The 25,334-nt window shown below is 71.1% G+C and carries 28 protein-coding genes; 25 read left to right on the top strand and 3 right to left on the bottom strand.

All coding sequences use genetic code 11. From position 1 onward, the window contains the following. The first annotated feature begins 5 nt into the window (after window positions 1–5). The 5 genes from A3G1_RS0118745 (at window position 6) to mutM (ending at window position 3,157) form a co-directional block, all read left to right on the top strand. Window positions 6–503: an ATP synthase subunit B family protein gene (locus A3G1_RS0118745; protein ID WP_018351016.1), complete on the top strand. Its 498-nt coding sequence runs from the start codon at window positions 6–8 to the stop codon at window positions 501–503. Between the two features lie 145 nt (window positions 504–648). Further along, complete coding sequence (locus A3G1_RS0118740) at window positions 649–1,200, top strand: YceD family protein (RefSeq protein WP_026212277.1); 552 nt, start codon at window positions 649–651, stop codon at window positions 1,198–1,200. Window positions 1,201–1,204: 4 nt separating this feature from the next. After that, window positions 1,205–1,378 carry a 50S ribosomal protein L32 gene (rpmF, locus tag A3G1_RS0118735; RefSeq protein WP_018351014.1) on the top strand — a complete coding sequence of 58 codons (174 nt, stop codon included), beginning with the start codon at window positions 1,205–1,207 and terminating at the stop codon, window positions 1,376–1,378. Window positions 1,379–1,517: 139 nt separating this feature from the next. Next, a complete protein-coding gene (rnc, locus tag A3G1_RS0118730; protein WP_018351013.1) occupies window positions 1,518–2,249 on the top strand; it encodes a ribonuclease III in 732 nt (243 codons plus the stop codon). Window positions 2,250–2,314: 65 nt separating this feature from the next. Next, complete coding sequence (gene mutM, locus A3G1_RS0118725) at window positions 2,315–3,157, top strand: bifunctional DNA-formamidopyrimidine glycosylase/DNA-(apurinic or apyrimidinic site) lyase (protein ID WP_018351012.1); 843 nt, start codon at window positions 2,315–2,317, stop codon at window positions 3,155–3,157. On the opposite strand, the gene A3G1_RS39695 is transcribed toward mutM, so the two are convergent. Then, entirely contained in the window at window positions 3,039–4,094 is a 1,056-nt protein-coding gene (locus A3G1_RS39695) for a glycosyltransferase family protein (RefSeq protein ID WP_026212276.1), read from the bottom strand. The two genes, mutM and A3G1_RS39695, sit on opposite strands and share 119 nt — an antisense overlap. A 276-nt stretch (window positions 4,095–4,370) precedes the next feature. Here A3G1_RS39695 and A3G1_RS0118715 point away from each other — a divergent pair, with 276 nt between their 5' ends. The 3 genes from A3G1_RS0118715 (at window position 4,371) to A3G1_RS0118705 (ending at window position 8,853) form a co-directional block, all read left to right on the top strand. Beyond that, on the top strand, window positions 4,371–4,565 hold the full coding sequence (locus A3G1_RS0118715) for a hypothetical protein (RefSeq protein ID WP_018351011.1): 195 nt from the start codon (window positions 4,371–4,373) through the stop codon (window positions 4,563–4,565). A gap of 89 nt (window positions 4,566–4,654) precedes the next feature. Then, a complete protein-coding gene (smc, locus tag A3G1_RS0118710; RefSeq protein WP_018351010.1) occupies window positions 4,655–8,167 on the top strand; it encodes a chromosome segregation protein SMC in 3,513 nt (1,170 codons plus the stop codon). After that, window positions 8,164–8,853, top strand: coding sequence for an HAD-IA family hydrolase (locus A3G1_RS0118705; RefSeq protein WP_018351009.1), 690 nt, complete (start codon window positions 8,164–8,166; stop codon window positions 8,851–8,853). The genes smc and A3G1_RS0118705 overlap by 4 nt, the downstream gene beginning before the upstream one ends. Before the next feature lie 82 nt (window positions 8,854–8,935). On the opposite strand, the gene A3G1_RS0118700 is transcribed toward A3G1_RS0118705, so the two are convergent. Further along, complete coding sequence (locus A3G1_RS0118700; protein ID WP_018351008.1) at window positions 8,936–9,871, bottom strand: NHL repeat-containing protein; 936 nt, start codon at window positions 9,869–9,871, stop codon at window positions 8,936–8,938. Between the two features lie 126 nt (window positions 9,872–9,997). Between A3G1_RS0118700 and A3G1_RS0118695 the strand changes: the two genes are divergently transcribed. The 3 genes from A3G1_RS0118695 (at window position 9,998) to A3G1_RS0118685 (ending at window position 12,220) form a co-directional block, all read left to right on the top strand. Further along, window positions 9,998–10,501, top strand: coding sequence for a TetR/AcrR family transcriptional regulator (locus A3G1_RS0118695; protein WP_018351007.1), 504 nt, complete (start codon window positions 9,998–10,000; stop codon window positions 10,499–10,501). 35 nt (window positions 10,502–10,536) lie between these two features. After that, window positions 10,537–11,721 carry an MFS transporter gene (locus A3G1_RS0118690; protein ID WP_018351006.1) on the top strand — a complete coding sequence of 395 codons (1,185 nt, stop codon included), beginning with the start codon at window positions 10,537–10,539 and terminating at the stop codon, window positions 11,719–11,721. A 64-nt stretch (window positions 11,722–11,785) separates the two neighbouring features. Next, window positions 11,786–12,220 carry a hypothetical protein gene (locus tag A3G1_RS0118685; protein ID WP_018351005.1) on the top strand — a complete coding sequence of 145 codons (435 nt, stop codon included), beginning with the start codon at window positions 11,786–11,788 and terminating at the stop codon, window positions 12,218–12,220. On the opposite strand, the gene A3G1_RS0118680 is transcribed toward A3G1_RS0118685, so the two are convergent. Further along, window positions 12,189–12,890: a lysoplasmalogenase family protein gene (locus A3G1_RS0118680; protein WP_018351004.1), complete on the bottom strand. Its 702-nt coding sequence runs from the start codon at window positions 12,888–12,890 to the stop codon at window positions 12,189–12,191. The genes A3G1_RS0118685 and A3G1_RS0118680 overlap by 32 nt on opposite strands. Before the next feature lie 66 nt (window positions 12,891–12,956). Here A3G1_RS0118680 and ftsY point away from each other — a divergent pair, with 66 nt between their 5' ends. From ftsY to A3G1_RS0118610, 14 genes are all read left to right on the top strand, one after another. Next, window positions 12,957–14,138 carry a signal recognition particle-docking protein FtsY gene (gene ftsY / locus A3G1_RS0118675; protein WP_040478808.1) on the top strand — a complete coding sequence of 394 codons (1,182 nt, stop codon included), beginning with the start codon at window positions 12,957–12,959 and terminating at the stop codon, window positions 14,136–14,138. Window positions 14,139–14,146: 8 nt separating this feature from the next. Continuing rightward, window positions 14,147–14,935, top strand: coding sequence for an aminoglycoside phosphotransferase family protein (locus A3G1_RS0118670; RefSeq protein WP_018351002.1), 789 nt, complete (start codon window positions 14,147–14,149; stop codon window positions 14,933–14,935). Window positions 14,936–15,091: 156 nt separating this feature from the next. Beyond that, the gene (locus A3G1_RS0118665; RefSeq protein ID WP_018351001.1) at window positions 15,092–15,421 is read left to right on the top strand and encodes a WXG100 family type VII secretion target; all 330 of its coding nucleotides are present in this window, start codon (window positions 15,092–15,094) and stop codon (window positions 15,419–15,421) included. 13 nt (window positions 15,422–15,434) lie between these two features. After that, window positions 15,435–15,710 (top strand): WXG100 family type VII secretion target, encoded by a 276-nt coding sequence (locus A3G1_RS0118660; protein ID WP_018351000.1) that lies wholly within the window; start codon window positions 15,435–15,437, stop codon window positions 15,708–15,710. 247 nt (window positions 15,711–15,957) lie between these two features. Further along, window positions 15,958–16,398 carry a hypothetical protein gene (locus A3G1_RS0118655; RefSeq protein WP_018350999.1) on the top strand — a complete coding sequence of 147 codons (441 nt, stop codon included), beginning with the start codon at window positions 15,958–15,960 and terminating at the stop codon, window positions 16,396–16,398. 17 nt (window positions 16,399–16,415) lie between these two features. After that, a complete protein-coding gene (locus A3G1_RS0118650; protein ID WP_026212274.1) occupies window positions 16,416–17,828 on the top strand; it encodes a hypothetical protein in 1,413 nt (470 codons plus the stop codon). Continuing rightward, on the top strand, window positions 17,825–19,369 hold the full coding sequence (locus A3G1_RS42115) for a S8 family serine peptidase (protein ID WP_018350998.1): 1,545 nt from the start codon (window positions 17,825–17,827) through the stop codon (window positions 19,367–19,369). Before A3G1_RS0118650 ends, A3G1_RS42115 begins: the two co-directional genes overlap by 4 nt. Beyond that, window positions 19,366–20,262, top strand: coding sequence for a YbaB/EbfC family nucleoid-associated protein (locus tag A3G1_RS38735; RefSeq protein ID WP_157641224.1), 897 nt, complete (start codon window positions 19,366–19,368; stop codon window positions 20,260–20,262). Before A3G1_RS42115 ends, A3G1_RS38735 begins: the two co-directional genes overlap by 4 nt. Further along, window positions 20,259–20,576 carry a hypothetical protein gene (locus A3G1_RS0118635; RefSeq protein WP_018350996.1) on the top strand — a complete coding sequence of 106 codons (318 nt, stop codon included), beginning with the start codon at window positions 20,259–20,261 and terminating at the stop codon, window positions 20,574–20,576. Before A3G1_RS38735 ends, A3G1_RS0118635 begins: the two co-directional genes overlap by 4 nt. 32 nt (window positions 20,577–20,608) lie before the next feature. Beyond that, window positions 20,609–21,709: a hypothetical protein gene (locus tag A3G1_RS0118630; protein ID WP_026212273.1), complete on the top strand. Its 1,101-nt coding sequence runs from the start codon at window positions 20,609–20,611 to the stop codon at window positions 21,707–21,709. After that, window positions 21,706–22,059: a hypothetical protein gene (locus tag A3G1_RS0118625; RefSeq protein ID WP_018350995.1), complete on the top strand. Its 354-nt coding sequence runs from the start codon at window positions 21,706–21,708 to the stop codon at window positions 22,057–22,059. Before A3G1_RS0118630 ends, A3G1_RS0118625 begins: the two co-directional genes overlap by 4 nt. A 13-nt stretch (window positions 22,060–22,072) precedes the next feature. Beyond that, window positions 22,073–23,170 carry a S8 family serine peptidase gene (locus A3G1_RS35540; protein WP_157641223.1) on the top strand — a complete coding sequence of 366 codons (1,098 nt, stop codon included), beginning with the start codon at window positions 22,073–22,075 and terminating at the stop codon, window positions 23,168–23,170. Between the two features lie 536 nt (window positions 23,171–23,706). Next, on the top strand, window positions 23,707–24,987 hold the full coding sequence (locus A3G1_RS0118615) for an ammonium transporter (RefSeq protein WP_211216357.1): 1,281 nt from the start codon (window positions 23,707–23,709) through the stop codon (window positions 24,985–24,987). 2 nt (window positions 24,988–24,989) lie between these two features. Next, entirely contained in the window at window positions 24,990–25,328 is a 339-nt protein-coding gene (locus A3G1_RS0118610; protein WP_026212272.1) for a P-II family nitrogen regulator, read from the top strand. Window positions 25,329–25,334 lie beyond the last annotated feature (6 nt).

Raw genomic sequence — 25,334 nt, 5'->3', positions numbered from 1 at the left:
CTCGGATGGACCCGCTTGACCGCCTGGACGAGCTCGTCGCGTACGTGGAGAACGCGCGCTCGTCACCGATGTCGCGGAGCAACTGTGTCGTCGACCGGGCGGAGCTGATCGCGTTGCTCGACGAGCTGCGGGGCGAGCTGCCCTCGGACCTGCGCCGCTCGCAGGCGCTGCTCGACGAGCGCGACAAGATCATCGCGGCGGGGCAGCGGGAGGCCGACCGGATCGTCACCGAGGCCGAGGCCGAGCACGCCCGGCTGGTCTCGCAGAACGAGATCACCGTCTCGGCCGAGCACGAGGCCTCCCGGATCGTCGGCGAGGCCCGTCAGGAGGCACAGCGGCTGCGGGACGAGGTCGACGACTACGTCGACACCACCCTCGCGAACTTCGAGCAGTTCCTCACCAAGGCGCTCGCCGCGATCGAGCGTGGCCGGGACAAGATGCACGCCCTGCGCGAGATCGGTTCCTTCACGCCGGACGACGGCGACCGGCCGCTGCCGTTCTAGAGATCTTTTCTCGTACCGGGCCGAGACAGCCCTCACAGGGCCCGGCCCGGTACGAGGGCGAGTTGGGCTGGCGGGGGCCGGTCAGGTAGTCTTGCGTGTCGGCCAATCCCTGGTCGAGGTCTCACGATGCCTGTAAACGGATACAATGCCTGCTCATCTTGATCCCCGTGCGCCGCTGGTCCTGGATACCCGGGAGCTGCCGCGTAGCCCTGGGGCGATGCGTGAGGTGCGGCGGTCCGCTCAGGCACCGGGTGACCTCGGGGTGGAGCTGATCAGCGTGCCCGCCGGTGCGGAGCTCGCGCTTGACCTGCGGTTGCAGTCCGTCTCCGAGGGTGTCCTCGTGAGCGGTTCGGTGACCGCCCCGGTCGAGGGTGAGTGCGGCCGGTGCCTGCGCCCGATCAGTGACACCGTGGTCGTCGACCTCGCCGAGCTGTACGCCTACCCGGACAGCACCACGGCGGAGACGACCGACGAGGAAGAGGTCAGCCGGCTGGAGGGCGATCTGCTCGACCTGGAGCCGGCGCTGCGGGACGCGGTGGTGTTGGCTCTGCCGACCAATCCGGTGTGCCGTGCCGACTGCCCAGGGCTGTGCTCCGAGTGCGGAGTGCACTGGGACGATCTGCCTGATGACCACAGCCATGAGGCGGTCGACCCACGCTGGGCCGCGCTTGGCAAGATCAAAGCATCCGAGGAGTAGACCAGTGGCCGTTCCGAAGCGGAAGATGTCGCGCAGCAACACCCGGTCGCGCCGGGCCAACTGGAAGGCTGCTGTCGTCGCGACCGTCGCTTGCCCGCAGTGCAAGGCCGACAAGCTGCCGCACGCCGTGTGCCAGACCTGTGGCACCTACAACGGCCGTCAGGTCGTCGAGGTCTAGGACCTCAGCTAGTTCTTTCGGGGTTGCCCGCGTGTCCTTGTAACGCGTGGGCAACCCCAGTCTTTTCTGGTATGCCGGTAATGTCCTCGACACACCCGTACCAGGAACGTATGCGCCCGTAGTCCGAGGAAGGGGACCGATGGCTCAGAACCGCCCGGCACTGACCCTGCTGGAGGACGCCTTCGGGGTGCCACTGGACCGGGAGCTCGTCGAGCGGGCGCTGACCCACCGGTCCTACGCCTACGAGAACGGCGGCCTGCCGACCAACGAGCGGCTGGAGTTCCTGGGCGACTCGGTGCTGGGCGTGGTGATCACCACCGCGCTGTACCTGGACAATCCCGACCTTCCCGAAGGCCAGCTCGCCAAGCTCCGGGCCAGCGTGGTGAACATGCGCGCCCTGGCTGGCGTGGCTCGCGGCCTGGGCCCGGCCGGCCTCGGCCCGCACCTGTACCTGGGCCGGGGCGAGGAGATCACCGGCGGCCGGGACAAGGCCAGCATCCTCGCGGACACGCTGGAGGCGCTGCTGGGCGCGATCTACCTCCAGTACGGGCTGGAGATCGCCTCGAAGGTGGTCCACCGGCTGTTCGACCCGGTGCTCGCCGTGGCGGCCCAGCGCGGGGCTGGCCTGGACTGGAAGACGAGCCTGCAGGAGCTGACGGCGAACAACGGCCTGGGCGTCCCGGAGTACGCGATCGCGGAAGAGGGCCCCGACCACGCCAAGACGTTCACCGCGTGGGCCGTGGTGGCCGGCGAGCGCTTCGGTTCCGGCGTGGGCCGGACGAAGAAGGACGCCGAGCAGGAGGCCGCCGAGCTGGCCTGGCGCGAGCTGACCGCCCGCACGTCGGCTGCCGAAGGCACCGAAGCCTCCTGAGACTCGCCTCGCACCGGCAAGATCTATCGGACAGGCCCTAGCCTCTTCCGTGGGATGCTGGGCGCATGCCCGAACTCCCCGAAGTAGAGACGATCCGGGCCGGTCTCCAGCGTTACCTGCCGGGCCGGACCGTGACCGCCGCACAGGTGCTGCACCCGAGGTCGGTCCGCAATCACGAGCCCGGTCCCGGGCACTTCGCCGCGCTGCTGGCCGGCCGCAAGATCGTGGGTACGGCCCGGCGCGGCAAGTACCTGTGGCTGCCGCTCGACTCCGGTGACGCCCTGCTCTGCCATCTCGGGATGTCGGGCCAGTTCCTGTTGAAGCCGGCCGAGGAGCCCGCCGAGAAGCATCTGCGTGTCCGGCTGTCCTTCGCTGACGACGGGCCGGAGCTGCGCTTCGTCGACCAGCGCATCTTCGGGTACCTGGACTACGCCGAGGGTGGCGCCGAGCTGCCAGCCTCCGTCGCGCACATCGCCCGCGACCCGCTGGACCCGCTCTTCGACGACGCGGAGTACTCCGGGCGGCTGCGGCGGAAGAAGACCGAGGTCAAGCGCTCGCTGCTCGACCAGACCCTGATCTCGGGCATCGGCAACATCTACGCCGACGAGGCGCTGTGGCGCTCACGCCTGCACTGGAGCCACCCCGTCGCGGAGCTGAGCGAGGCCAAGGTCGCCGAGCTGCTCGGCCACGTCCGTGACGTGCTGCGCGAGGCGGTCAGCCAGGGCGGGACGAGTTTCGACGCGCAGTACGTGAACGTGGAGGGCGAGGGCGGCTACTTCGCCCTGGTGATCAGCGCGTACGGGCGGGAAGGCCAGCCGTGTCACCGCTGTGCCACGCCGATCCGCCGCGACCCGTGGATGAACCGGTCGGCCTACTCGTGCCCCACCTGCCAGCCGCCGGCTCGCTGAGCAGTTCGTAGGCCGTCTCGTGGGCGGCGAGCCACGGCGCGATGGTGTGCCGGGCGAGTGCCCGCTGCCGGCCGGCCAGCCCCATCTCGGCCCGCAGTTCCGGGTCGGACAGCAGCAGGCGGCAGGCGGAGGTGACGTCGGCGGCGGGTACGACGAGCCCGCCGCCGCCCAGTATCTCCGCGACGCCGGGGGCCTCGGCCGCCACGACGGGCAGGCCGGAGAGCATGGCCTCGATCAGCGGGTACGAGACGCCGCACGTGAGCGCCACGACCGACCCGCCGGCGAAGAACTCCGCCCCGAGCGGCCCGTGCCCGGCGTGGCTGATCTGGAGCAGCACGGAACCGGGGGCGCGCGGCGGGTAGTCGGACGGGTCGAGTACCGGCGGCAGGCTCATCACCGCGTCCGCCCGGGCCCGGCACAACGCCCCGAAGGGCCCCTGGTCTCCCGTGAGGATGTACGGCGTCCCGTGCCGCCAGTTGTGCGCGAGCGCGGCCAGCGCCGCGTCGGGCCCGATCGCGTGCACGAGGTGGACGGGCGGCAGGCGCAGGGCGAGCGGCCGGACGGCCTTCCGGTACCCGCCGGGCACCCCGTACGGCGTCAGCCGCAGGCCGCCCAGCGGTTCGGGGCCGAAGGAGGGTTCGCGCGCTTCCGGTACCGGGAAAGAGGCCACCAGCCCGGAGAGCATGCGCAGCCCGCTGGCCAGCCCGCTGCTGCCCCGGCCGAGCTGGTGGGCAGCGGCGTCCATGACCCGCCAGCCGGTGGGCGGCGGTGCGAGGCGGCCGGGCAGGTGCGTCACGGACAGTACATTGGCTGGCAGCACAGCGCGTCCGGCTGGCTCGGCGAACGTCACGAGGTGGAACTCGGCCCGGCGCAGCCCGCGCAGCAGGGCGGACGCCTCGGTGCCCAGGGAGCCGGCCAGCAGTGCGATCCTCAGCACAGTGTCGCCGCCCCGACTGTTTGTCCGCCCCGGCATGTCATGCTGACTCAACGACGCTCACGCGCTGTGAGTGCGTATTTGTCGGACTTGGGACAAGTAAGAGTGACAGAGTTGAGTCTGTTTCACTCACCTTAACTTGACTTGCCTGGGGGGCCGGTGGACGATATAGGGGTCGCTAGTCGCGCCCTAGTGCGTTCAGCTCCAGCCGCCCGGGGTGCGGGTCCTGGCCCAACTGGCACATCTGCAACAGCGACGTATTTTCATCAAGGAGATGCTATGGCGAAGGCCCTCTATGGCCACGTCGGCAGCCTGCCCGATCGCCGGCTGCTCGATGAGGTCACCAAACTGCGTGCCACCGTGCAAGCACTGGAATTCGAGATGACCCGGCTGCGCGCCGAGAACGACCGGCTGGCCGCCGCGGTGTCCAGTGAAGAAGAGCTGCTCCGCCTCTCAGAGCCGGTGCTGGCTTAGCACGCAACGCACGCGAGACCTCTGGCGCGCCGTCCCTGGTTGTGGGGCCGGCGCGCAGTGTTGTTCCAGGAGCCGAGTAACCTCGGCGGGTGCACCTCAAGAGCCTGACCGTGAAGGGTTTCAAGTCCTTCGCCAACGCCACCACGCTCCGGCTGGAGCCGGGGATCACCTGCGTGGTCGGGCCGAATGGTTCGGGCAAGTCCAACGTCGTCGACGCCATCGCGTGGGTCCTGGGTGAACAGGGCGCGAAGTCTCTGCGCGGCGGCAAGATGGAAGACGTCATCTTCGCCGGTACGACGGGGCGCGCGGCGCTCGGCCGGGCCGAGGTCACGCTGACGATCGACAACGCCGACGGCGCCCTGCCGATCGAGTACTCCGAGGTGTCGATCACCCGGCGGTTGTTCCGGACCGGCGAGAGCGAGTACGAGATCAACGGTGACTCGTGCCGCCTGCTCGACATCCAGGAACTGCTGAGCGACTCGGGTATCGGGCGCGAGCTGCACGTGATCGTCGGCCAGGGGCAGCTCGACGCCGTCCTGCACGCGAACCCGGAGCACCGGCGCGCGTTCATCGAGGAGGCCGCCGGCGTCCTCAAGCACCGCAAGCGCAAGGAGAAGGCGCTCCGCAAGCTCGACGCGATGCTGGCGAACCTGACCCGGGTCGGTGACCTGGCCACCGAGCTGCGCCGCCAGCTCAAGCCGCTCGGCAAGCAGGCAGAGGTGGCCCGCCGCGCCGCCGGTATCCAGTCGGATCTGCGCGACGCCCGGCTGCGGCTGCTCGCCGACGACCTGCACACCCTGCGCGGCACCCTGAACAAGGAAGTGGCCGACGAGACCGCGCTGCGCGAGCGCCGCGTGATCGTCGAGGAGGCCTCCGCCGAGGCAGAGGCCGAGCTGGCCGAGCTGGAGGCGAAGCTGGCCGCCGACGCTCCGGCGCTGGCCCGGGCCCAGGAGACCTGGTACCGGCTGTCGGCCCTCCAGGAGCGGCTGCGCTCGACCAGCCAGCTCGCCGCCGAGAAGCTGCGGTACCTGTCGGCGGAGCAGCCGGACGAGCGGCCCGGCCGCGACCCGGAGCAGCTCGAGGCCGAGGCGGAGAAGATCAAGGCGCAGGAGACGGCGCTCCGGGAGTCCCTGGAAGAGGACGAGGCCCGGCTGAAGGAGTCGGTCTTCGCCCGGCAGGAGCTGGAGGTCCGGCTCCGCGACGCCGAACGGGCACTGGTCGCGGCCGTGAAGGCCGTCGCCGACCGGCGTGAGGGGCTGGCCAAGCTGTCCGGCCAGGTGGGCGCGGTACGCAGCCGGGTGGCGGCAGCCGCCGACGAGCTGTCCCGCCTCACCCTGGCCCTGAACGAGGCCCGCCAGCGCGCCGAGGACGCTGCCATCGCGCTCGCGGAGGCCCAGGGCGAGGGCGAGGCCTTCGACGAGGGCGACGCCGACCTCGACCAGCGGCACACGGCGGCCAAGGACGCGGCCGGGCTCGCTGAGGCGCGGGTACGGGAGCTGACGGATCTGGAGCGCTCCGCCGAGCGTGAGGTCTCGGCGTGGAAGGCCCGGGGCGAGGCCCTGGAACTGGGGCTGCGCCGCAAGGACGGTGCCGGTGCGCTGCTCGCGTCCGGGCACCAGACGCTGGGCAGCGTGGCAGCCCTGCTGACCGTGGAGCCGGGTTTCGAGGCCGCGCTGGCCGCAGCCCTCGGTACCCTGGCCGACGCTGTCGCCGTGGACTCGCCCGGCTCGGCGGTCGCGGCGATCGAGATGCTGAAGGCTGACGACGCGGGGCGGGCCGCGCTGCTCGTCGGCGGCATGCCCGCACCGGCGGCCGGGCGGGTACCTCTGCCGGCCGGGGCGCGCTGGGCGCTGGATGTCGTGGTCGCCCCGGAACAGCTGCGGGGCGCGCTGGCGCACGCGCTGGGCGGTGTCGTGTTCGTCGCGGGGCTCGCCGAGGCGCGGAGCCTGGCCGAGGCGCATCCGGCGCTGGTCGCGGTCACGCCGGACGGTGACCTGATCGGTGCTGGCCAGGCGGCCGGTGGCTCGGCGAAGGCGCCCAGTTACATCGAGGTCCAGGCTGCGGTGGACGAGGCCCGGCAGCGCCGCGCCGAGTTCGAGGACCAGGTCGAGGGGCTGCGCGACCAGCTCGACGAGGCCAGGACGGTACTGGCCGCCAAGCGCGAGGCCGTGACGGCCGTGGCCAGCGCCCGGCGGGAGGCCGACGCGCAGCGCAACGCCGTCCAGCGCCGCCTCGCCGAGCTGGGTGCCGCCGCCCGCAGCGCGCAGGCCGAGACGGACCGGATCGCCGCCTCGGCGGAGAAGGCCCAGGCAGCCAGGGACCGTGACCTCGCCGGCCTCGCCGAGCTGGAGGAGCGGCTGGAGATCGCGGAAGCGACACCGGTCGACGAGGAACCCTCCACTGAGGAGCGCGACTACCTCATGGCCGAGTCGCAGGCGGCCCGGCAGGCGGAGATGGAGGTGCGCCTCGCCGTGCGTACCGCGGAAGAAAGGGTCCTGGCTCTTTCCGGCCGCGCGGAGGCACTCTCCCGTCAGGCGAGGCAGGAGCGGGTGGCCCGCGAGAAGGCAGCGGCCCGCAGGGCGGAACGAGCCAGGGGCGCACGCATCGCCAACGCCGTCCAGATCGGTGCGGCACTGACCCTGGAGCGGATCGGCGGCACGCTGTCGGTCGCGGCCCAGGAGCGCGACGCGGCGACGGCGGCGAAGGCGGCCCGCGAGGAGTCCCTGTCCGGTGTCCGCAGCCGGACCCGTGAGCTGACGGCGGAACTCGACCGCCTGACCAGCCAGGTCCACAAGGACGAGGTCGCGCGGGCCGAGCAGCGCCTGCGCATCGAGCAGCTGGAACAGAAGGCCGTCGAGGACTACAGCATCGACCCCGAGGTCCTGATCGCCGAGTACGGCCCGGCGACCCTGATCCCCGTCGAGGACAGCGACCCGATCCCGTTCGAGCGCCCGGTGCAGGAGAAGCGCGCGGCCCGCGCCGAGCGGGAACTGGCCCTGCTGGGCAAGGTCAACCCGCTGGCGCTGGAGGAGTTCGCCGCGCTGGAGGAACGCTACAAGTTCCTCTCCGACCAGCTGGAGGACCTGAAGGCGACCCGGCGCGACCTGCTGACGGTCGTCAAGGAGGTCGACGACCGGATCCTCGAGGTCTTCCGCGACGCCTACGAGGACACCGCCCGCGAGTTCCAGGTGGTGTTCCAGACGCTCTTCCCGGGCGGCGAGGGCAGGCTCGTCCTCACCGACCCGGACAACCTGCTGCTCACCGGCGTGGAGGTCGAGGCGCGCCCGCCGGGCAAGAAGGTCAAGCGGCTGTCGCTGCTGTCCGGCGGCGAGCGCTCGCTGACGGCTGTGGCCCTGCTGTGCGCGATCTTCCGCGCCCGGCCCAGCCCGTTCTACATCATGGACGAGGTCGAGGCCGCGCTCGACGACGTCAACCTCGGCCGCCTGCTGGACGTGATGCGCCTCCTCCAGGACACCAGCCAGCTCATCGTGATCACCCACCAGAAGCGGACAATGGAGATCGCCGACGCGCTCTACGGCGTGACCATGCGCGGCGGCGTGTCCCAGGTGATCAGCCAGAAGCTGAAGAAGGAGCAGGAATGAGGGACAACTGCCGGGCGCTGCTGCTCGACTTCGACGGGGTGCTCCGGCACTTCCCGGCCGAGCGGCTCATCGAGGTCGAGGCCGCCCATGACCTGCCGCCGGGCATGCTGGCGGAGATCGCCTTCCACCACTCGCTGGGCTACCCGCTGGTCGAAGGCAAGATCAGCCACGCGGAGTGGCAGGAACTCACCGCCGACGCCCTCGCCCCCCGCGCCTGGCCGCCGCACGACCTGCGCGCCCCGCTGCCGGAAGGCGAGCAGGAAGCGGCGCGGACCGACGGCAGGCTGGAGCGGGCCCGCGCGGCGGTCGCGGACTGGCAGGCCCACCACGGCACCGTCGACCCGGTGATCCTCGACTTCGTCCGCGAGGTCCGCGCGGCCGGCATCCCGGTCGCCCTGTGCTCCAACGCGACCGACCGCCTCGACGCGGACCTGGCCGAGCTGGGTGTCGCCGGCGAGTTCGACGTCGTCATCAACTCGTCGGTGATCGGCCTCCGCAAGCCCGACAAGGCCTACTACCTGGAAGCCGCGGCGAAGCTCGGCGTCCCGGCGAAGCTCTGCCTGCTCGTCGACGACAGCCACACGAACGTGCAGGGCGCCAGGGTGTCCGGCACAGCGGCCTACCGCTACACGGGCCACAAGGACCTGGCATACATCCGTAAGGCCTTGGGGTTGCCCGCCCGCTGACCAGCGTTTCCGGTGGAGGTCTCCGATCGCGGAGACCTCCACCGCACTGTTTCACAGATCAAAAGCAAAGATCCATTGTGTACTACGAGTGCACGCGCAGCAGTTCGTACGTGGTGCTCGGCTCCTGTGGTGCCAGGAAGCGGGCGTTGACCGCGTACAGGTGCGGGCCGAACGGTGCGATGGTCGACGGCGAGTCGAAGCGCGGGTCGGTGATCTCGCGGGTGAGCCGGCCCGACCGGGCGTCGCGGGACAGCTCGACGACCGAGATCTTGTTGGCCGTGTAGTTCTGGCAGACGTACAGGTTCGCGCCGCGCAGCACCAGCCCGTCGCCCTGCGCGAGCGAGGCGCCGCCCGTGTCGACCACTGTGGACTGCCCGGTACGCGGGTCGACGGTGAACAGCTTCCCGGACAGCATCTGGACCAGGATGAGGCGGCCGTCGGGGAGTACCTCGATCCCGTTGTTGAAGCCGCTGACGTCGGCGGCCCCGCCCGTGAGCTCGATGGTGCGGACGGCGCCGGGTGACGGCAGCCGGCCGCCCGGCCCGAGCGGGACCACGTACAGGCAGGCCCGGCCGGAGTCGGTGAAGTAGACGGCGTCCCGCGTGATCACGCAGTCGTTGACGAACGTGTTCGCGAGGTCGCCGGTCAGCGGGTACTTGGCGAGCCGGCTCCCGGTCCGCCCGTCGAGCACCTCGGCGTACCCGTGCCAGCCGCGCGCCACCCACAGCCGCCCGCGCGGGTCGGTGTGCATGCCGATGGCGCAGCCGCCGTCCCAGCCCGGTACGAGGACGGAGCCCTCGCCGCTGACCAGGTCGCCACGGTAGATCGCCCCGCCGGTCAGCGAGCCGGTGTAGAAGGTCGCGCCCCGGATCGCGATGCCCTCCGGCGCGAACCCGCCGGGCAGCGGCACCCGGGACGGCAGCACCCCGGTACTGGCGGCGGTGGCGGGTGACGTGGTGCCGAGCGCGCCGGCCGCTCCGGCCAGGACGAGGGTGGACAGCAGGTGACGTCGTTTCACGTGCGGCTCCTGTGACGTGTGAGGTTCACAATGGATCTTCCACATCGTCGAACACAAATACATCACGCTTGTGAACCGGCTTACTCCCCCTGCCGTACTGTACCGACCGGACGGTACAGTCATCCCATGACTCGCGACCGCCTGCTCGACGCCGCCGAATCCCTGCTCGCCGAGCAGGGCACCGGGGCGTTCACGCTCGCCAAGGTCGCCGAGCACGCCGGCGTCAGCAAAGGCGGCCTGCTCTACCACTTCAACTCGAAGGAAGCCCTGGTCACGGCGCTGATCGAGCGGCTGATCTCCGAGTTCGACGCGCGGATCGCCGCCCACGACACCGGCTGTTACGCCCGCGCGTACCTGGAAGCGACCTTCGAGGTCGTCACCGGCGACCCGGCGGGTACCGGCCGGCGCTGGGCTGTGGCGACCGCTGCGGCCACCGACACCGGGATTTCCGCGCCGCTCCGCGAGGCCTTCCGCCGCTGGCACGCCGAGGACAACGACGCCGACGCGGTGACCAGCCAGCTCGTCCGGGCGGCAGCCGAGGGCATCTGGGAGGTCTGCGTGATGGCTCCCGGCGCCTACAGCCCCGAACGGCTGGCCGAGCTGCGCGAGCGCCTGCTCACCCTCCTCTAGATCTTCTCGTTCAGTTCTGCCCCGAAAGGCGTTCCATGATCACCCGTGCCCGGTGGGGTACCACGCTGACCTTCGCCCTGGCTGGCCTGCTGATGGGCGTGTGGGTGGTGCGGATCCCCGCGCTGTCCGACACCTTCGGCCTCGACTCCGGCCAGGTCGGCCTCACCGTCCTGACCTGGGGTCTCGGCGCGCTGGTCGCGATGCAGTCCATGCGCGGCGTGATGCTGCGGGCCGGCAGCGACCTCGTCCTGCGGATCGCGGCGCCGCTCACCGCCCTGTCGCTGGTCCTGATCGCCTTCGCCCCCAGTTTCCCGGTACTGCTGGCCGCTGTCGCCTTCTACGGCATGGTCTTCGGGATGACGGACATCGGGATGAACTCGCAGGCCGTCACGGTCGAGCAGGCCCACGGCGGTTCGATCATGAACGGCATGCACGCCGGCTGGTCGTTCGGCGCGCTGGCCGGCGGCCTGGCCGGGGCCGGTACGGCAGCGATCGGCATGACGTTCAGCCAGGCGCTGCTGGCCGCCGCGGTGCTCGGCCTGCCTGCCGCCCTCGCGCTGGGCTTCACCTACCTGCCCGACTTCTCCTCGCGTACCGAGGCCGAGGCCGGCACTCCAGCCCGCAAGCTCCCGCGCACCGTGTACCTGATCGGCGCGCTGGCCTTCGCCGCCTTCCTCGTCGAGGGCTCGATCGCCGACTGGTCCGGCCTGTACCTGCGCGACGGGCTCGGGGCAGCCGAGGCCACCGCGGCCCTCGGGTACCCGATGTTCGAGCTGTCCATGATCATTGGCCGGCTGTTCGGCGACAAGCTGCGCGTGCGCTACGGCACCCGGAACCTCCTGATCGGCTCCGGCGTCGCCACCGCCGTCGTCCTCACCGGCCTGATCGCCGCGCCGGGGCCGGTGGCCGGGCTGGGCGCGATGTTCCTCGCCGGGTTCGCGATCTGCACCGTCATCCCGATCACGATGTCGCTCGCCGGTACGGCAGGCGGAACCCAGAGCGGGGCGGCCGTCGCCCAGGTCGGGGCGATGGGCTACACCGGGCTGCTGCTCGGGCCGGTCGCGCTCGGCTTCGCCGCCGACCACAGCGACCTGCGGACCGCCCTGTGGATCGTCGTCGCCGTGGCGGTCGCGATCGCCGTCGGCTCCCGCCTCACCCCGGCAGGCACCGTCACCGGTACGTCCGAACGCCGCGAGACCCGGGAACTCGCCAGCGTCTGATACCTAGCGAGTTGTGAGTACAAGCGCTCATGCCCTCAGCCCAGCCCCTCGGCAGGCTGAGGGCATGAGCCGTTTTCCTCGTATCGCCTTCGCCTGCCTCGCGGGCCTGGCCGTCTGCGCAGCCTGGGCCGCCACGTCCTTCGTTGTCGATCTTCATTACGGCCAGCTGGCGCCGGACGACGTGGGCAGGCTTGGCGGGGTGTTGTATGGCCTGCCAGCCGGCCTGGCCGCCACCTTGCTCGCCGGCTGGGCCGTGCTGGCACTGGGCCGGATCGGCCGGGCGGCCCCGGTGGCGCTGGTCGGCTGGACCCTGACACTGCTGCTCACGGTGGCCCTGGCCGTTGTGACCGTCGACAGCCGCCCGCTCGGCCCCGACGAGCGGATCTGGCCGGACGTGGCCAGAGCGCTGGTGCCGGTTGCCGCGTACGTGCTGGCTGCCGTCATGATCCCGGCCAGGGCCGCTGGGTCTAGGACTCCGAGCGCTCAGCCAGCTCCGTGAGGCCCGTTGCCAGGAGGCCCTGGGCTGCCGTGTAGGTGATCATGACGCCGGCGCCGATCGCACGGTTGTCCGACTTCAGGTAGCGCTGGAGGCCGACCAGGAAGTCGGAGGCGACGAAGAGCGCGCCGCCCGCGGCGGCCCGGGTGGCCGCCCGGTCCCACTCCGGGTCGTCACCACGGCGGCCACGCAGGTCGAGAGCCACGGTCGCGACCGAGGTCAGCAGGCCGGCGTACGCGAGCCCGGCGGCGGCCTCGCCCCAGCCGGTGCGCTTGGCGACCTTGGGGACTACCGCGGCGAAACCCGCGAGGGCGACGGCGTACGGGGCGGCGAGCCACGGCCGGTACCGGAGCATGCCGGGACGGTCGCCGAGGTCCTTCATCGCGCTCAGGTACGTGACGTGGGCGCCGGCGAAGGAGGCCGCGCCGCTCAGGAACGCCCAGCGGCTCTTGCCCAGCAGCGCGGCGTCGCCAGCGCCCGACAGGGCCAGCGCCCGGCTGACCTTCCTGCCGACCGGCGACGAGGAGGCCACGGACCCGGCCAGCGCCGGCATCAGGGCGGGCTTGACGAGGCGGCGGGCCTTCGGCTTGCTGGCCAGGATGGCGAGGGTGTCGAGGACGGCCAGCCCCGCGTACCCGATCAGGCCGGCGGTGCGGCGCGATGCTGACGACATGTGACCATCCTGCCCCAGGCCAGAGTGGGGATCGGCGACCGGGCTGGCGTCTGTCAGGATCAGTGCATGGATTTGTTGGTCATCGCCGTCATCCTGGGTGTCGTGCTGCTCGCCGGGGGCATCGGCCTCGTGGTGAGCCGCCGCGGCAAGCAGGCGGAAATCGAAGCCCCGGCCCGGCCGGTACCCGTCGAGCCTGCCGCGCCAGCCGCGCCGGAGGCCCTGCCGGAGCAGCCCAGCGCCGAGCCGTCCGCGACGGCGGAGACCTCCGGAACCGGTACAAAGGAAAAGGAACCGGAAGCCGAGGCGGCGCCGGCGGCACCCGAGAAACCGGAACCCACCGCCGGCCGGCTGGTCCGGCTGCGCGCCCGCCTGGCCCGGTCGCAGAACGCGTTCGGCAAGGGCCTGCTCGGCCTGCTCTCCCGTGACCGGCTCGACGACGACGCCTGGGAGGAGATCGAGGAGACCCTGATCACGGCGGACGTCGGCCTGGACGCCACCACCGACATCGTCGGCAGGCTCCGCGAGCGGACCCGGGTGCTGGGCACGAAGACCTCCGCGGACCTGCGGGCACTGCTGGCCGAGGAACTGACCGCCGCACTCGACCCCGGCATGGACCGTTCGCTGAACGTGAACGGCGACAAGCCGGCCGTCGTGCTCGTCGTCGGCGTGAACGGCGCGGGCAAGACCACCACCTGCGGCAAGATCGGCCGGGTGCTGATCGCCGACGGCCGCTCGGTGCTCTTCGGCGCCGCGGACACCTTCCGCGCCGCGGCCGCCGACCAGCTCCAGACCTGGGCCGGGCGCGTCGGGGCCGAGATCGTCCGGGGCCCCGAGGGCGGCGACCCGGCCAGCGTGGCCTTCGACGCCGTCAAGCGTGGCACCGAGACCGGCGTCGACACCGTCCTGGTCGACACCGCCGGCCGCCTCCAGAACAAGGTCGGCCTCATGGACGAGCTGAGCAAGGTCAAGCGGGTCGTGGAGAAGCACGGCCCCGTGGCGGAGACCCTGCTCGTGCTGGATGCGACGACAGGTCAGAATGGGCTGGCACAAGCACAGGTTTTCACCGACGCGGTGAACGTCACCGGCGTCGTCCTGACCAAGCTCGACGGCACGGCCAAGGGAGGCATCGTGATCGCTGTCCAGCGCAAGCTCGGCATCCCGGTGAAGCTCGTCGGCCTGGGCGAGGGCCCGGACGATCTCGCACCCTTCGAGCCGGCGGCCTTCGTGGACGCCCTCCTGGGGGACTAGGAGTCGCGTTGACGCAGCAGGAGATCCCGCTCTACGGCGGGAACACGTCCACGGTGGTCCGGATCGGTGACACCGTGCGCCGCAACACCGGGCCGTGGACCCCTGCCGTGCACGCCCTGCTCCGGCACCTCGACCTGGTCGGCTTCACGGGCGCACCCAAGGCGTACGGGCTCGACGAGCAGGGCCGCGAGGTGCTGTCCTTCACGGCCGGGGAGTGCGGGGAGTACCCGCTCGCCCCGCACTGGGTGACCGACGAGGCCCTGGTGACCGTGGCGACCATGCTGCGGATGTACCACGACGCGCAGTACGGCTTCCGGCCGCCGCCGGGGGCCGTCTGGCGTTCGTTCGGCCCGCCGCCCCCGGACACCGAGGTGGTGTGCCACCACGACGCCGCCCCGCACAACGTGATCTGGCGGCCCGACGGCACCCTGTCCCTGATCGACTTCGACCTGGCCTCGCCGGGCGCGCGGATCTACGACGTCGCGTACGCGGCGTGGACGTGGGTGCCGCTGTTCTCCGACCGCGACTCGGTGCAGCTCGGCTGGACCAGGCCGGACCGGCCCCGGCGGCTGCGGCTGTTCGCCGACGCCTACGGGCTGATCCCCGCCGACCGGCACCGGCTGGTCCGGACCATCCGCAAGCGCATCGCCGACCACATCGAGGGCATCCAGCGGATGGCCAGGGTCGGCGACCCGGCCTTCGTGCGGATCGTCCACAAGGGACACCTGCGCCGCCCGCTGCGTGACCTTCAGCTCATCGACCACGAGCGGGCGATGCTGGAATACGCCCTCCGCTGACCGTTTCCTGCGGATTATGTCCGGATATTCCCGGCGGAAGCGCATCGTCGGAAAGCTGTCGGGAAATTGGCCTCAATGGAGGGTTGCATGCGTGGGCTAACCTGTCCCGCAGACGGCTGGAGAGAGGCTCCGGCCAGGTCTTGACCTGGGGGTGTGATGAGTCAGCCAATCAGGGTCGGTCACGACACGCTGCATGCATCGGCCGGCGAAGTCCGGTCGGCGCGCAGCGAGGTGGACGGCCTGCTGGGCAAGATCAAGGGTGTCGTCGTGGGCGACCTCGGCCCGGCATGGAAGGGCCAGGCGGCCGGAGCGTTCCAGAAGCTCATGGAGCAGTGGGACATCGAGGCCAAGGACCTGCTGAAGGCCCTCTCCGACATCGCTGACCTGCTGGACAAGTCGGGCACCAAGCACCAGGTGAACGACGAGGAGCAGGGCCAGCAGATGAACAAGATCCTGGGTGCGCTGAGCCCGCACCGGGCCGGCTGAGCGGAGGAGCATCATGACGATCGAAGTCAACTACGCCACCCTTGAGCACGCAGCTGGCCAGATGAAGACGCTGTCCGGCCAGATCGACGAGAAGCTCGACGCGCTGCGCGCCAAGCTCCAGCAGCTCGACTGGCAGGGTTCGGACCGCGAGGCCTACGACACGCACCAGCGCAAGTGGGACGAGTCGATCAAGGACCTGAACACGATCCTGAACCAGATCGGCGCGGCCGTCGGTGTCGCCAAGCAGAACTACATGGACACCGAGAACAGCAACGCGAACCTCTGGTAACCAGCTGCCGCTGGTAACACCAGTGCATCGGGCACGGCCCCGGCCGCCACTGTGGTGGCCCGGGGCCGCCTCGCCTGGCGGGGCACAGTGATCCTGTGCCGCCCGCGGCGAGGTCCCGGCCCGGTGCGCTGAGAGCTTCGCCGAGAACAAGCTGACAGCGGTGCCGGGTGCCCGGGTCCGTGCGCCCGGTGCCCGGTGGCCTGGCGCGCACGCCACAGGCCCGGATCGCAGGAAAGGGACGCCACCGATGGGCACTAGCAGGCCAGCGGACGTCAAGAACTCACACGTCGACGTCGAGCACCTGGAAAACGCTGCCAAGTACATCGACCAGCTCAAGGAGTACGTCGGTGAGATCCTGGCGACCAAGGTCACCCGGATCAAGACGCTCAGCAAGTCAGAAAGCTCCCGGCAGGCCGTGAAGGTGGAGGCCGAGGTGACCCCGTTCGGCGGCTTCGTCGAGGCCAAGGAGCGCTGGGACGGGCTGATCAAGGCCAACGGCAACATGGAGGCCTCGCTCAAGGCCCTCGAGACCAAGCTCGCGACGCTGGCCGAGGGCACCCGCAAGATCGTCGAGAACTACAAGACGGTCGAGGAACGCAACCACGCGAACAGCAAGGACATCGAGCGGATCCTCGACACCGTCACGCCGCCACAGGCCGCTGGCGCGCCGCCCGTACCGCCCGCCTGACCGGAAAGGATGCAATCGTGGCGAAGATGAGCTGGGAAGGTTTCATCCGCAACATCACGCTCGTGTCCGAGCCGGACAAGGTCGCGGAACTCGCGGTCGTGTGGCGGGACCTGGGCATCATGATCGACCACCTCCAGGACGCGCTGACCGGCGAGACCAACACGCCGAGCGGCAGCCCCACGATGGGCCTGACCGGCGCGCTGGCCTCCTGGACGGGCAAGGGCGCCGACGCGTACCGCGAGCGGGTCGGCAAGCTGGCCGGCGAGGTCACCAAGATGTCCGGTGACGCCACCGACGTCGGCAAGGCCCTCGAGCTGCTGTCGAAGAACATCGTGGACGGGATCAACGGCATCCCGATCCCGCTGCGCGACGACGCCGGCTACCACGAGTACAGCCTGCCGAACGACACGAACCTCGACGGCGCCGACGACGGTGCCGACCGTGGCGGCCTCCTCAGCTCCCTGCTGAGCGACTACGCCAAGGACCCGTCCTCCTACGAGGACGGCGCGTTCAAGCGGATCGCCGACGACATCGACCTCGAGTACTCGATGAAGCCCGGCGAGAAGAACCACTCCAACGCGCGCGGTGGCGTCTGGGACACCCAGGGGCACATCGCGAACTGGTACAACGACAACCTCGGCTACTGCACCTCCGGCAACGCCGTCAAGCTGCCGGGCGCGATGGACGCCGAGCGGCCGCGGATCTACGTCGAGCTCCAGCCCGGTGCCACCGACCTCAAGGTCGACGACCGGACCCCGATCGGCACCACGCCACCCGGCACGACGCCGCCTGGCAGCACGCCGCCCGGGGTGAAGCCGCCGAACTTCGACTCCAAGCCGCCGAACTTCGACAGCAAGCCGCCGAACTTCGACTCGAAGCCCCCGGGCTACGACACCAAGCCGCCCGGCTTCGACACCAAGCCCCCGGGCTTCGACCCGAAGTACCCGGACAGCACCCTGCCTCCGGGCGGGCGGCCGGGGGACTACACCCCGGAGTACCCCGGCGGGTACAAGCCGGGTGACCCGGGTGGCTTCACGCCCAGCCCGTACCCGGAGTGGGACGGGCCGAACCCGGAGAACACCGGTCTGGCCGGCGCCAACCCCAACACGGGGCTGTCCTCGACCAGCGGTTACGGCGGCGGTGGCGGCGTGGGCTCCGGTACGGGTGCCTTCGGGTCCGGCGGTGCTGGTGGCGGCGTGCCGGGCGCGGTGGGCGGCGGTGCCGGTGGGCCGGTTCTGTCCTCGCCTGGTAAGTACGCTGCGGATATGCGCGGTGGCGCGGCAGGCATGGGCATGGGCATGATGGGTGGCGGCATGGGCGCCGGGGGCCACGGAGGTCCTGAGGGCGGCGAGCAGGCGACCTGGCTCAGGGAGGACGAGGACCCGTGGGGCGCGGACAACGACAACCTCTCCGGCGGAGTACTCAAGTGAGTTCTGGCGTGTCCCGCCAGGGTGGCCGGTCCGGGCGCATCGCGCGCACCGGGCCGGCCACGCTGGCGGCCACCCTGGTCACCGTCGCGGCGGTCCTGCTGGGCAGCGCCCAGCCGGCCGCCGCGGCGGAGATCCGCCAGATGCAGTGGTACCTCGACCAGCTCAAGATCCCGGCGGCCCAGAAGATCTCCACCGGTTCCGGTGTCCTGGTCGCCGTGATCGACACGGGCGTGGACGCCGGGCACCCGGACCTGGCGGGCCAGGTCAGCGCGGCGCTGGACAACTCCGGCGCCCCGCACTCCGGTGACACCGACGGGCACGGCACCCATATGGCCGGCATCATCGCGGCCAAGGGCGGCGGCCCGGGTAACGCGCTCGGGGTCGCCCCGGGCGCCAAGATCCTCTCGATCTACCACAACACCGGCACGGCTTCGAGTTCCCGGGCGATCCGGCTGGCCGCCGACAAGGGCGCGAAGGTCATCAGCATGTCCTTCGCCGGCGCCAACACGGACTCGGACCTGGAGTCGGCGATCCAGTACGCCATCTCCAAGGACGTCGTCCTGGTCGCCGGGGCCGGCAACACCAAGGCCGGCCAGCGGACCGTGCAGTACCCGGCAGCGCTGCCCGGCGTGATCGCGGTGACCGGCACGGACAAGCAGGGCAGCTTCTGGTCCGGCTCCGCACAGGGCCCGCAGGCGGTCATCGCCGCCCCGGCCCAGGAGATCGCGAACGTCGACTCCCGCCAGGCCCCGAGCGGGGCCACCGGTTACTCGGCCGGCAGCGGCACGAGTGACTCGACGGCGATCGTCTCGGGCGTGGCGGCCCTGGTCCGCTCCAAGTACCCGCAGATGAACGCGGCGAGCGTCGTCAACCGGCTGATCAGGACGGCAACGGACAAGGGCCCGGCCGGCCGCGACGCCCAGTACGGCTTCGGTGTGGTCAACCCCGAGGGCGCTCTCACGGCGAACGTGCCGGATGTGCAGGCCAACCCGCTGCTGGGCCCGAAGGCTTCCGGCAGCGCGAGCCCGGGTTCGAGCGCGAGCACCACGCCCCGGGCCGGTGGCGGCTTCGAGGGCGACTACGCCGACCCTGGTGACACCAGCGACGACTGGATCGTGCCGACGATCGTCTTCAGCCTGATCGGGCTGGTGGTGATCGCCGCGATCGTGCTGCTCGTGGTGCTGCTCCGCCGCCGGTCGCGCGGCAAGGGCCCCAAGGGTGGCGCAGGCCCGCCGTTCCCGCCGCCGGGCAGTGGCGGCCCGGGCTTCCCGCCGCCTCCGCCGGGCAGCCAGCCTCCGCCGCAGGGCGGTTTCGGGCCGGGCAGCCAGCCGCCGACGGGGCAGTTCTCCACCGGGCAGATCCCAGGTCCGCAGGGTCCGCAGACCGGGCAGATCACCGGGCAGTTCCCTGGTGGGGTGCCTGGTCAGTTCCCAGGGCAGGCTCCCGGGCAGGTTCCTGGCGGGCAGCCGCCGGGGGGCCTTCCTCCCGGTAGCGTGCCGCCGCCTGGGTTCCCGCCGCCCCCGCCGGGCAGCGGGCGGTGACCGCGCCGTACGGCCAGCCGGGATCTGGGCAGCAGGGATCCGGGCAGTTCGGTGCGCGGGCTGGGCAGCGACCCTCGGGTCCCGCACCCAGCCCCGGGGACAGGGCCCGGCAGGAGGCGCAGCTCGCGGAGGCTCGCGCCTTCGCCGAGCAGGTCGCACGGATGTCGGTGACCGTCACCTCGCCCGACCACGCGGTGACCGTGACGGCTGGCCCGGGCGGCGCGCTGACCGAGCTGGAGCTGAGCAGCCGGGCGATCCCGCTCGGCGGGCAGGCGCTCGGCCAGGCCATCACGGAGACGTTGCGGACGGCCGCTGCGCGGTTCCAGGAGCAGCTGGCGGCGGAGACCGCCGGGTTGTCCCGGGCCGGCGCCGGCCTGGCGGACATCCTCAGCGGTGGCCTGCCGCCCGTTCCGGCGGCCGAGCCGCTGCCGGACCTCGGCCCGGAGGCTGAGGAGCTGGCAGCCGAGGAGCTGGCGGACAGCGAGGGCCCCGAGGTTCCGGCGGAGCTGGCCGAGCTGCCCCAGCGGCTGAAGGCCGAGGCGGAACGCCAGCTGGCCGGCTATGCCCGGCTGACCGAGGAGCTGGCGGTGCTCAGCACGACAGTGACCTCACCGGACCGCGCGGTCAGCGTGACGGTCGCACAGGGCGCCGTCACGGAGATCTCCATCGAGGACAGTGTTCTCCGGCACGGCCCGGCGAACGTGGCACGGATCGTCCAGGGGACCGTCCAGCAGGCGCACGTCGAGGCCTCGCTGAAGATGGCGAGCCTGGTGCAGGAGCTGACCGGCCCCGCGCTGAACATCCGCGAGATGGTCGAGTCGGCGATCCCGGAGGGGATGCTCCCCGGCGAGAGCGGATCGGGCTACGGCGGATCGGAGGGCGGCAGGCGATGAACTACAAGGTCGAGCCGGAAGCGGTCATGCAGTGCGCCAGCAAGCTGGCCGACATCGAGCGCAAGGCCGCCGAGATCATGAAGCTGGCCCAGGACGCGAACCCGGAGTGGTACATCTGGGGCGGCCTCGGGTACTGCGGCTTCGCCCAGCTCTACTGGTCCTACGCGGAGGGCATCTACGAGCACCTCGGGGACATGGGCGACGCGCTCAAGGACCGTGCGGTGTCGCTGGCCTGTTCCGCCAGCCAGTACAAGGAGAACGACAAGGCCATCGCGGACGCCCTGAAGGGTATCCGTGGCCTGCTGAAGGACTAGTCCATCGTGGACGGTGAGGGGAGGGCTGGCCGGTGACCAATCCGAAGAAGGACAGCGACGTCACCAACGACGTCAAGGAAGGCGAGTCTTCCTGGGGGCCGTTCGGGGTCAAGGGTGACTGGGACGGGTACGGCGGCTCGGGTTCGGTGACGGCCGGCGGTGCCGACGTCATCCGGGTCGACCCGACGAAGGACGTGCCGGTCGTCTCGGACGGCGTGGCCATCAAGGTCTCCATCGACAAGATGCGCAACGGCGACGCCGACTGGTCGGAGCTGTTCAACATCTCCGGCAGCGCGGCCGCCATCGGCCTCAACGCCGTCACCTACTTCGCCGACCCGCTGAACTTCCTGATCACCGCCGGGCTGACCTTCCTGATCGACATCGTCCAGCCGCTGGAGGACCTGCTCGGCCTGGTCACGGGGAACCCGGAGCGGATGGAGGGCGAGGTCGGCAAGTGGGAGCGGGTCGGCAACGCGCTCGGCCCGCTCGCCGAGGAGATCCGCCAGGCCGCCAGGGACGACCTGATCGGGTGGGAGGGCAAGACCGCCGACGTGGCGCGCAAGCGGCTGGAGGAGTTCGCCGACGGGGTCGCCGGGATCGGCAACGACGTCAAGCAGCTCACCATGATCATGAACATCGCGAAGGTGGTCATGGAGGCGGCCCAGGCCTTCATCATCGGCCTGATCTCGACGTTCATCGAGTGGCTGGTCTACACGTGGACGGCGGCGCTGGCCGCTGCCGTGCCGACGGCCGGCGCCTCGACGGCCGCCGCCGGTGCGGCGACCACGGTGCAGGCCTCGCTGGCGACCAGCCGGGCCGCCACGTTCATCACGAAGATCGTGAACATCCTGAAGCGGCTCCAGGGCGTGCTGAAGAAGATGCACCCGCGGATCATGCGCCGGGTGCAGACCAACTTCCAGCGCCGTGGCCCGGGCGGGCAGTTCATGAAGGGCTGGAACACGCCGGGCCACATGTTCAAGGACATGGTGACCGACTGGCGGACCTGGGCCCCGGCCGGCGGCAAGCTGCTGACCGCTGGGGCGAATGCCGGCAAGTCGGGCGCCGACTACGGCAAGGATCCCCATCAGTACTCCGACGAGGAGCTGGACCAGAAGCTGGATCCGAACAGATGAGACCGCTCCCGGCGCGAGTTCACCTGGGCACGTTCGCCCGTTCGGTGGCCAGGCTCGCGCTGGGCATCGGGGCGGCGGTGCTCGTCACGATCGGCCTGCGGGCCGCTGGCGTCCCGTCCGCGGTGGACTTCGTCCTGACGTTCGTGATCGTCGTCGCGACGCTGGCCTGGATCTTCGTGGGCGAGTCCCGCCGCCGCGAGCGGTATCTCGCTGGGCTGGAGCGCACCGACGCCGGATACGCGGCTGAGCTGCGCGCCGCCGACGCGGAGGTCGAGCGCGACGAAGAGCTGGCGAGGAAGCGCGACGAGGGGCGGCGGGCGGCGCGGAAGCGCAAGGGGCCCCGGAAGTAGCCGGATGATGCGGATGACTGCGATCCGCCGGCCCCGTGCCTGCCTCCTGACGGCCTTGGTGGCCCTCGCTGTCTCGGCCCCGGCGTCTGCCGCTCACGCCGATCCGGACCCGGGCCTGAGGGCCAAGCAGTGGTATCTCGACGTGCTCCGTGTCCCCGAGCTGCACGCGATGGGCGTGACGGGTCAGGGCGTGACGGTCGCCGTGATCGACTCCGGAGTGGACAGTGGCCACCCGGATCTGGGCGGTGGCACGGTGCTCCCGGGCGTGGTCACCGGTGGCCCCGGTGACGGCCGGACCGACCCGTCCGGGCACGGGACAGAGATGGCCGGGATCATCGCCGCCCACGGTGCGGTCCAGGGCATTGCCCCGGCAGCCCAGATCTTGCCAGTTGTACCCGGAAACAGCGCGCGCTCCTTCAGCGAAGCCCTCGCCGAGTCGATCCGGGTGGCCGCCGACCGGAGCGCGCGCGTCATCAGCATCTCGATCGGCACGGACGACGAGCCGGGGCCGGAACTGGACGCGGCGATCACGTACGCGGCGAGCCGGGATGCCGTGATCGTCGCGGCGGCCGGTAACACGGCGGACGGCTTCACGAACCTCGCGTGGCCCGCGAAGTCCCCGGGAGTGCTGGCGGTGACGGGCCTCAGCCGGGACGGTTCGTTCTCCGTGTACTCCGCCCAGGGTCCCGAAGCCGCGCTGTCCGCCCCGGCGGAGTCCATCACCAGCATCACGTCGAGGACTGTGGCCGGATCGACCGGGTACTCGACAGCGACCGGCACCAGCCCGGCAGCCGCGATGGTGTCCGGCACGGCTGCCCTGATCCGCCAGCGCTATCCGGAACTCAGCGCGGCCGGGGTCGTGCGCCGGCTGACGGCGACCGCCCGCGACGCGGGGCCGGCCGGGCGCGATCCGCAGTACGGTTACGGCCGCCTGTCGCCGTACGAGGCCGTGACGGTACCGGAGGCGGAGCTGCCCACCGCGAGCCCGTCCGCCTCTCCCCGGCGGGGCAGGAGCGGGCCGGCCTCGTACCTGCCGCTGTGGGTCGCGGTGCTGGTACTGGCTGCGGCAGCGGTGGCCTTCGCCAGGTCGAGGGCCAGCCGGCGGGCCTGAGTGGGCCAGCCTTGGACCTGTGCGGTGACCTGCGCACAGGTTTGCTTTCAGGACGCCCCAGAGCGGGGTAGCTCAGAGCGAACCAATCACATCAACCACAGAGGTTCCTACAGCTCAACCACAACCGGTCTAACCGTGAAGCGCCGGCAGACGTCGCATGGGTAACGGCGCCCGGGCACGGGTTGGGCGGGCTGGCCGCGGTTCGCTTCGCGCGGAGGCCCCCTGGGGCCGGAGCGCGAAGGGAACCAGACGGAGCGGCCAGCCCGCCCAACCCAATTAACACGGTGGAAATCGTGGCTGGCAGGTGGCTGAAACAACCGCGATGTTAGGTGGGTGACATCCGGCGCTGGCCCCTAAGGAGCGGGGCCGCCAGGGCAGCGTGGCCCTTTCCAGCGCAGCTGAGCGTCCCCGGCCGTGGCCGGGGGACGGTTCGGCTGGCGTTGCCGGGAGGGGGTCATGAAAGGAGGCGGCCGGTGCCGCCGATCAACTCTGGTGACACAGCCTGGGTGCTGGCGTCCACTGCTCTGGTGCTGCTGATGACGCCCGGCCTCGCCCTGTTCTACGGCGGGCTCGTGCGGGCCAAGAGCGTGCTGAACATGATGATGATGAGCTTCGCGACCGTCGGGGTCGTCAGCGTGCTGTGGGTGGCCTACGGGTACAGCATCGCGTTCACGACGGACAGGTACGGCGGGTTGTTCGGCGGGTTCGAGGCGCTCGGGCTGCGCGGGGCGCTGGACGGCGTGACGGGGGCAGAGGGGCACGGGATCCCGGTGCTCGCGTTCGCCGCGTTCCAGCTGATGTTCGCGATCATCACGCCGGCCCTGATCAGCGGGGCGATCGCCGACCGGGCGAAGTTCGGCGCGTGGCTGGTGTTCGTCACGCTCTGGGTGTCGATCGTGTACTTCCCGGTCGCGCACTGGGTCTTCGGCGCTGACGGCTGGATCCTGAGCAAGCTGAAGGCTTTCGACTTCGCCGGTGGTACGGCTGTCCACGTCAACGCGGGTGCCGCGGGCCTGGCGCTCGCGATCGTGCTCGGCAAGCGGCTCGGCTGGAAGAAGCGGGAGGGCCTGAAGCCGCACAACGTGCCGATGGTGCTGCTCGGTGCCGGGCTGCTGTGGTTCGGCTGGTTCGGTTTCAACGCGGGGTCGGCGCTGGGCGCGAACGGCCTGGCCGGCATGGCGTTCATCAACACGCAGGTCGCGACGGGGGCCGCGCTGCTCGGCTGGCTCGTGGTGGAGTGGATGCGCGACGGCAGGCCGACCGCTGTGGGTGCCGCGTCCGGCGCGGTCGCGGGACTCGTGGCGATCACTCCGGCGTGCTCCACTGTGGAGCCGATCGGGGCCATCGCGATCGGGCTGATCGCGGGCGCGGTGTGCGCTCTGGCGATCGGGCTCAAGTACAAGCTGGGTTTTGATGACTCTCTGGACGTGGTTGGCGTGCACCTGGTCGGCGGCGCGGTCGGTGCCCTCCTGATCGGCTTCTTCGCGACCACGCTCTCCGGCGGGACGGGCGACATCAACGGCCTGCTGTATGGCGGCGGCATCGCGCAGCTCGGCAAGCAGGCTCTGGCCGTGGCGGCCGTCGGCGCGTACTCGTTCGCCGTCACCTGGCTGCTGGGCTACGCGATCGACAAGACGATCGGGTTCCGGGTCTCCGCCGAGGCCGAGGCCGAGGGGATCGACACGGCGGAGCACGCCGAGTCGGCGTACGAGCTGAGCGGCCCGGCCGGGGGCGGGGCCTTCGCGCTGGCCGGCATCGCGCCGCAGGCCCCGGTCAGGGAAGAAGAGAAGCGCGCAGAGACAGTGGGGGCGGAGTGAACATGAAGCTGGTCACCGCGGTGATCAAGCCGCATCAGCTGGACGCGGTGAAGGAGGCCCTGGCGAGCCTGGGCGTCGCTGGCCTGACGGTCAGCGAGGTCCAGGGCTACGGCCGGCAGAAGGGCCACACCGAGGTCTACCGGGGCGCGGAGTACACGGTGGAGTTCGTGCCGAAGATCCGGATCGAGGTCGTGATCGACGAGTTCGACGCCGGGAAGGTGGTCGACGCGCTGGTGACGGCGGCCCGGACGGGCCGGATCGGCGACGGCAAGGTCTGGGTGACCCCGGTCGAGGACGTCGTGCGCGTCCGGACCGGCGAACGCGGCCTCGACGCCCTGTAGGGGTTG

Source organism: Longispora albida DSM 44784 (assembly GCF_000379825.1).
GTDB lineage: Bacteria > Actinomycetota > Actinomycetes > Mycobacteriales > Micromonosporaceae > Longispora > Longispora albida.
The sequence above is the reverse complement of the archived record's forward strand: the minus strand, read 5'-3'. Positions and strand labels throughout refer to the sequence as shown.

What these genes read in the sequence shown, in the direction of transcription:
- A3G1_RS0118685 (WP_018351005.1), top strand. Translation starts at nt 11,786, where the DNA reads ATGAGCCGTTTTCCTCGTATCGCCTTCGCCTGCCTCGCGGGCCTGGCC.
- A3G1_RS0118745 (WP_018351016.1), top strand. Translation starts at nt 6, where the DNA reads ATGGACCCGCTTGACCGCCTGGACGAGCTCGTCGCGTACGTGGAGAAC.
- A3G1_RS0118610 (WP_026212272.1), top strand. Translation starts at nt 24,990, where the DNA reads ATGAAGCTGGTCACCGCGGTGATCAAGCCGCATCAGCTGGACGCGGTG.
- ftsY (WP_040478808.1), top strand. Translation starts at nt 12,957, where the DNA reads ATGGATTTGTTGGTCATCGCCGTCATCCTGGGTGTCGTGCTGCTCGCC.
- A3G1_RS0118715 (WP_018351011.1), top strand. Translation starts at nt 4,371, where the DNA reads ATGGCGAAGGCCCTCTATGGCCACGTCGGCAGCCTGCCCGATCGCCGG.
- A3G1_RS0118695 (WP_018351007.1), top strand. Translation starts at nt 9,998, where the DNA reads ATGACTCGCGACCGCCTGCTCGACGCCGCCGAATCCCTGCTCGCCGAG.
- A3G1_RS0118690 (WP_018351006.1), top strand. Translation starts at nt 10,537, where the DNA reads ATGATCACCCGTGCCCGGTGGGGTACCACGCTGACCTTCGCCCTGGCT.
- rnc (WP_018351013.1), top strand. Translation starts at nt 1,518, where the DNA reads ATGGCTCAGAACCGCCCGGCACTGACCCTGCTGGAGGACGCCTTCGGG.
- A3G1_RS0118740 (WP_026212277.1), top strand. Translation starts at nt 649, where the DNA reads ATGCCTGCTCATCTTGATCCCCGTGCGCCGCTGGTCCTGGATACCCGG.
- A3G1_RS0118705 (WP_018351009.1), top strand. Translation starts at nt 8,164, where the DNA reads ATGAGGGACAACTGCCGGGCGCTGCTGCTCGACTTCGACGGGGTGCTC.
- A3G1_RS0118625 (WP_018350995.1), top strand. Translation starts at nt 21,706, where the DNA reads ATGAGACCGCTCCCGGCGCGAGTTCACCTGGGCACGTTCGCCCGTTCG.
- A3G1_RS0118680 (WP_018351004.1), bottom strand. Translation starts at nt 12,890, where the DNA reads ATGTCGTCAGCATCGCGCCGCACCGCCGGCCTGATCGGGTACGCGGGG.
- A3G1_RS0118655 (WP_018350999.1), top strand. Translation starts at nt 15,958, where the DNA reads ATGGGCACTAGCAGGCCAGCGGACGTCAAGAACTCACACGTCGACGTC.
- A3G1_RS35540 (WP_157641223.1), top strand. Translation starts at nt 22,073, where the DNA reads ATGACTGCGATCCGCCGGCCCCGTGCCTGCCTCCTGACGGCCTTGGTG.
- A3G1_RS0118615 (WP_211216357.1), top strand. Translation starts at nt 23,707, where the DNA reads ATGACGCCCGGCCTCGCCCTGTTCTACGGCGGGCTCGTGCGGGCCAAG.
- A3G1_RS0118635 (WP_018350996.1), top strand. Translation starts at nt 20,259, where the DNA reads ATGAACTACAAGGTCGAGCCGGAAGCGGTCATGCAGTGCGCCAGCAAG.
- A3G1_RS0118665 (WP_018351001.1), top strand. Translation starts at nt 15,092, where the DNA reads ATGAGTCAGCCAATCAGGGTCGGTCACGACACGCTGCATGCATCGGCC.
- mutM (WP_018351012.1), top strand. Translation starts at nt 2,315, where the DNA reads ATGCCCGAACTCCCCGAAGTAGAGACGATCCGGGCCGGTCTCCAGCGT.
- A3G1_RS0118660 (WP_018351000.1), top strand. Translation starts at nt 15,435, where the DNA reads ATGACGATCGAAGTCAACTACGCCACCCTTGAGCACGCAGCTGGCCAG.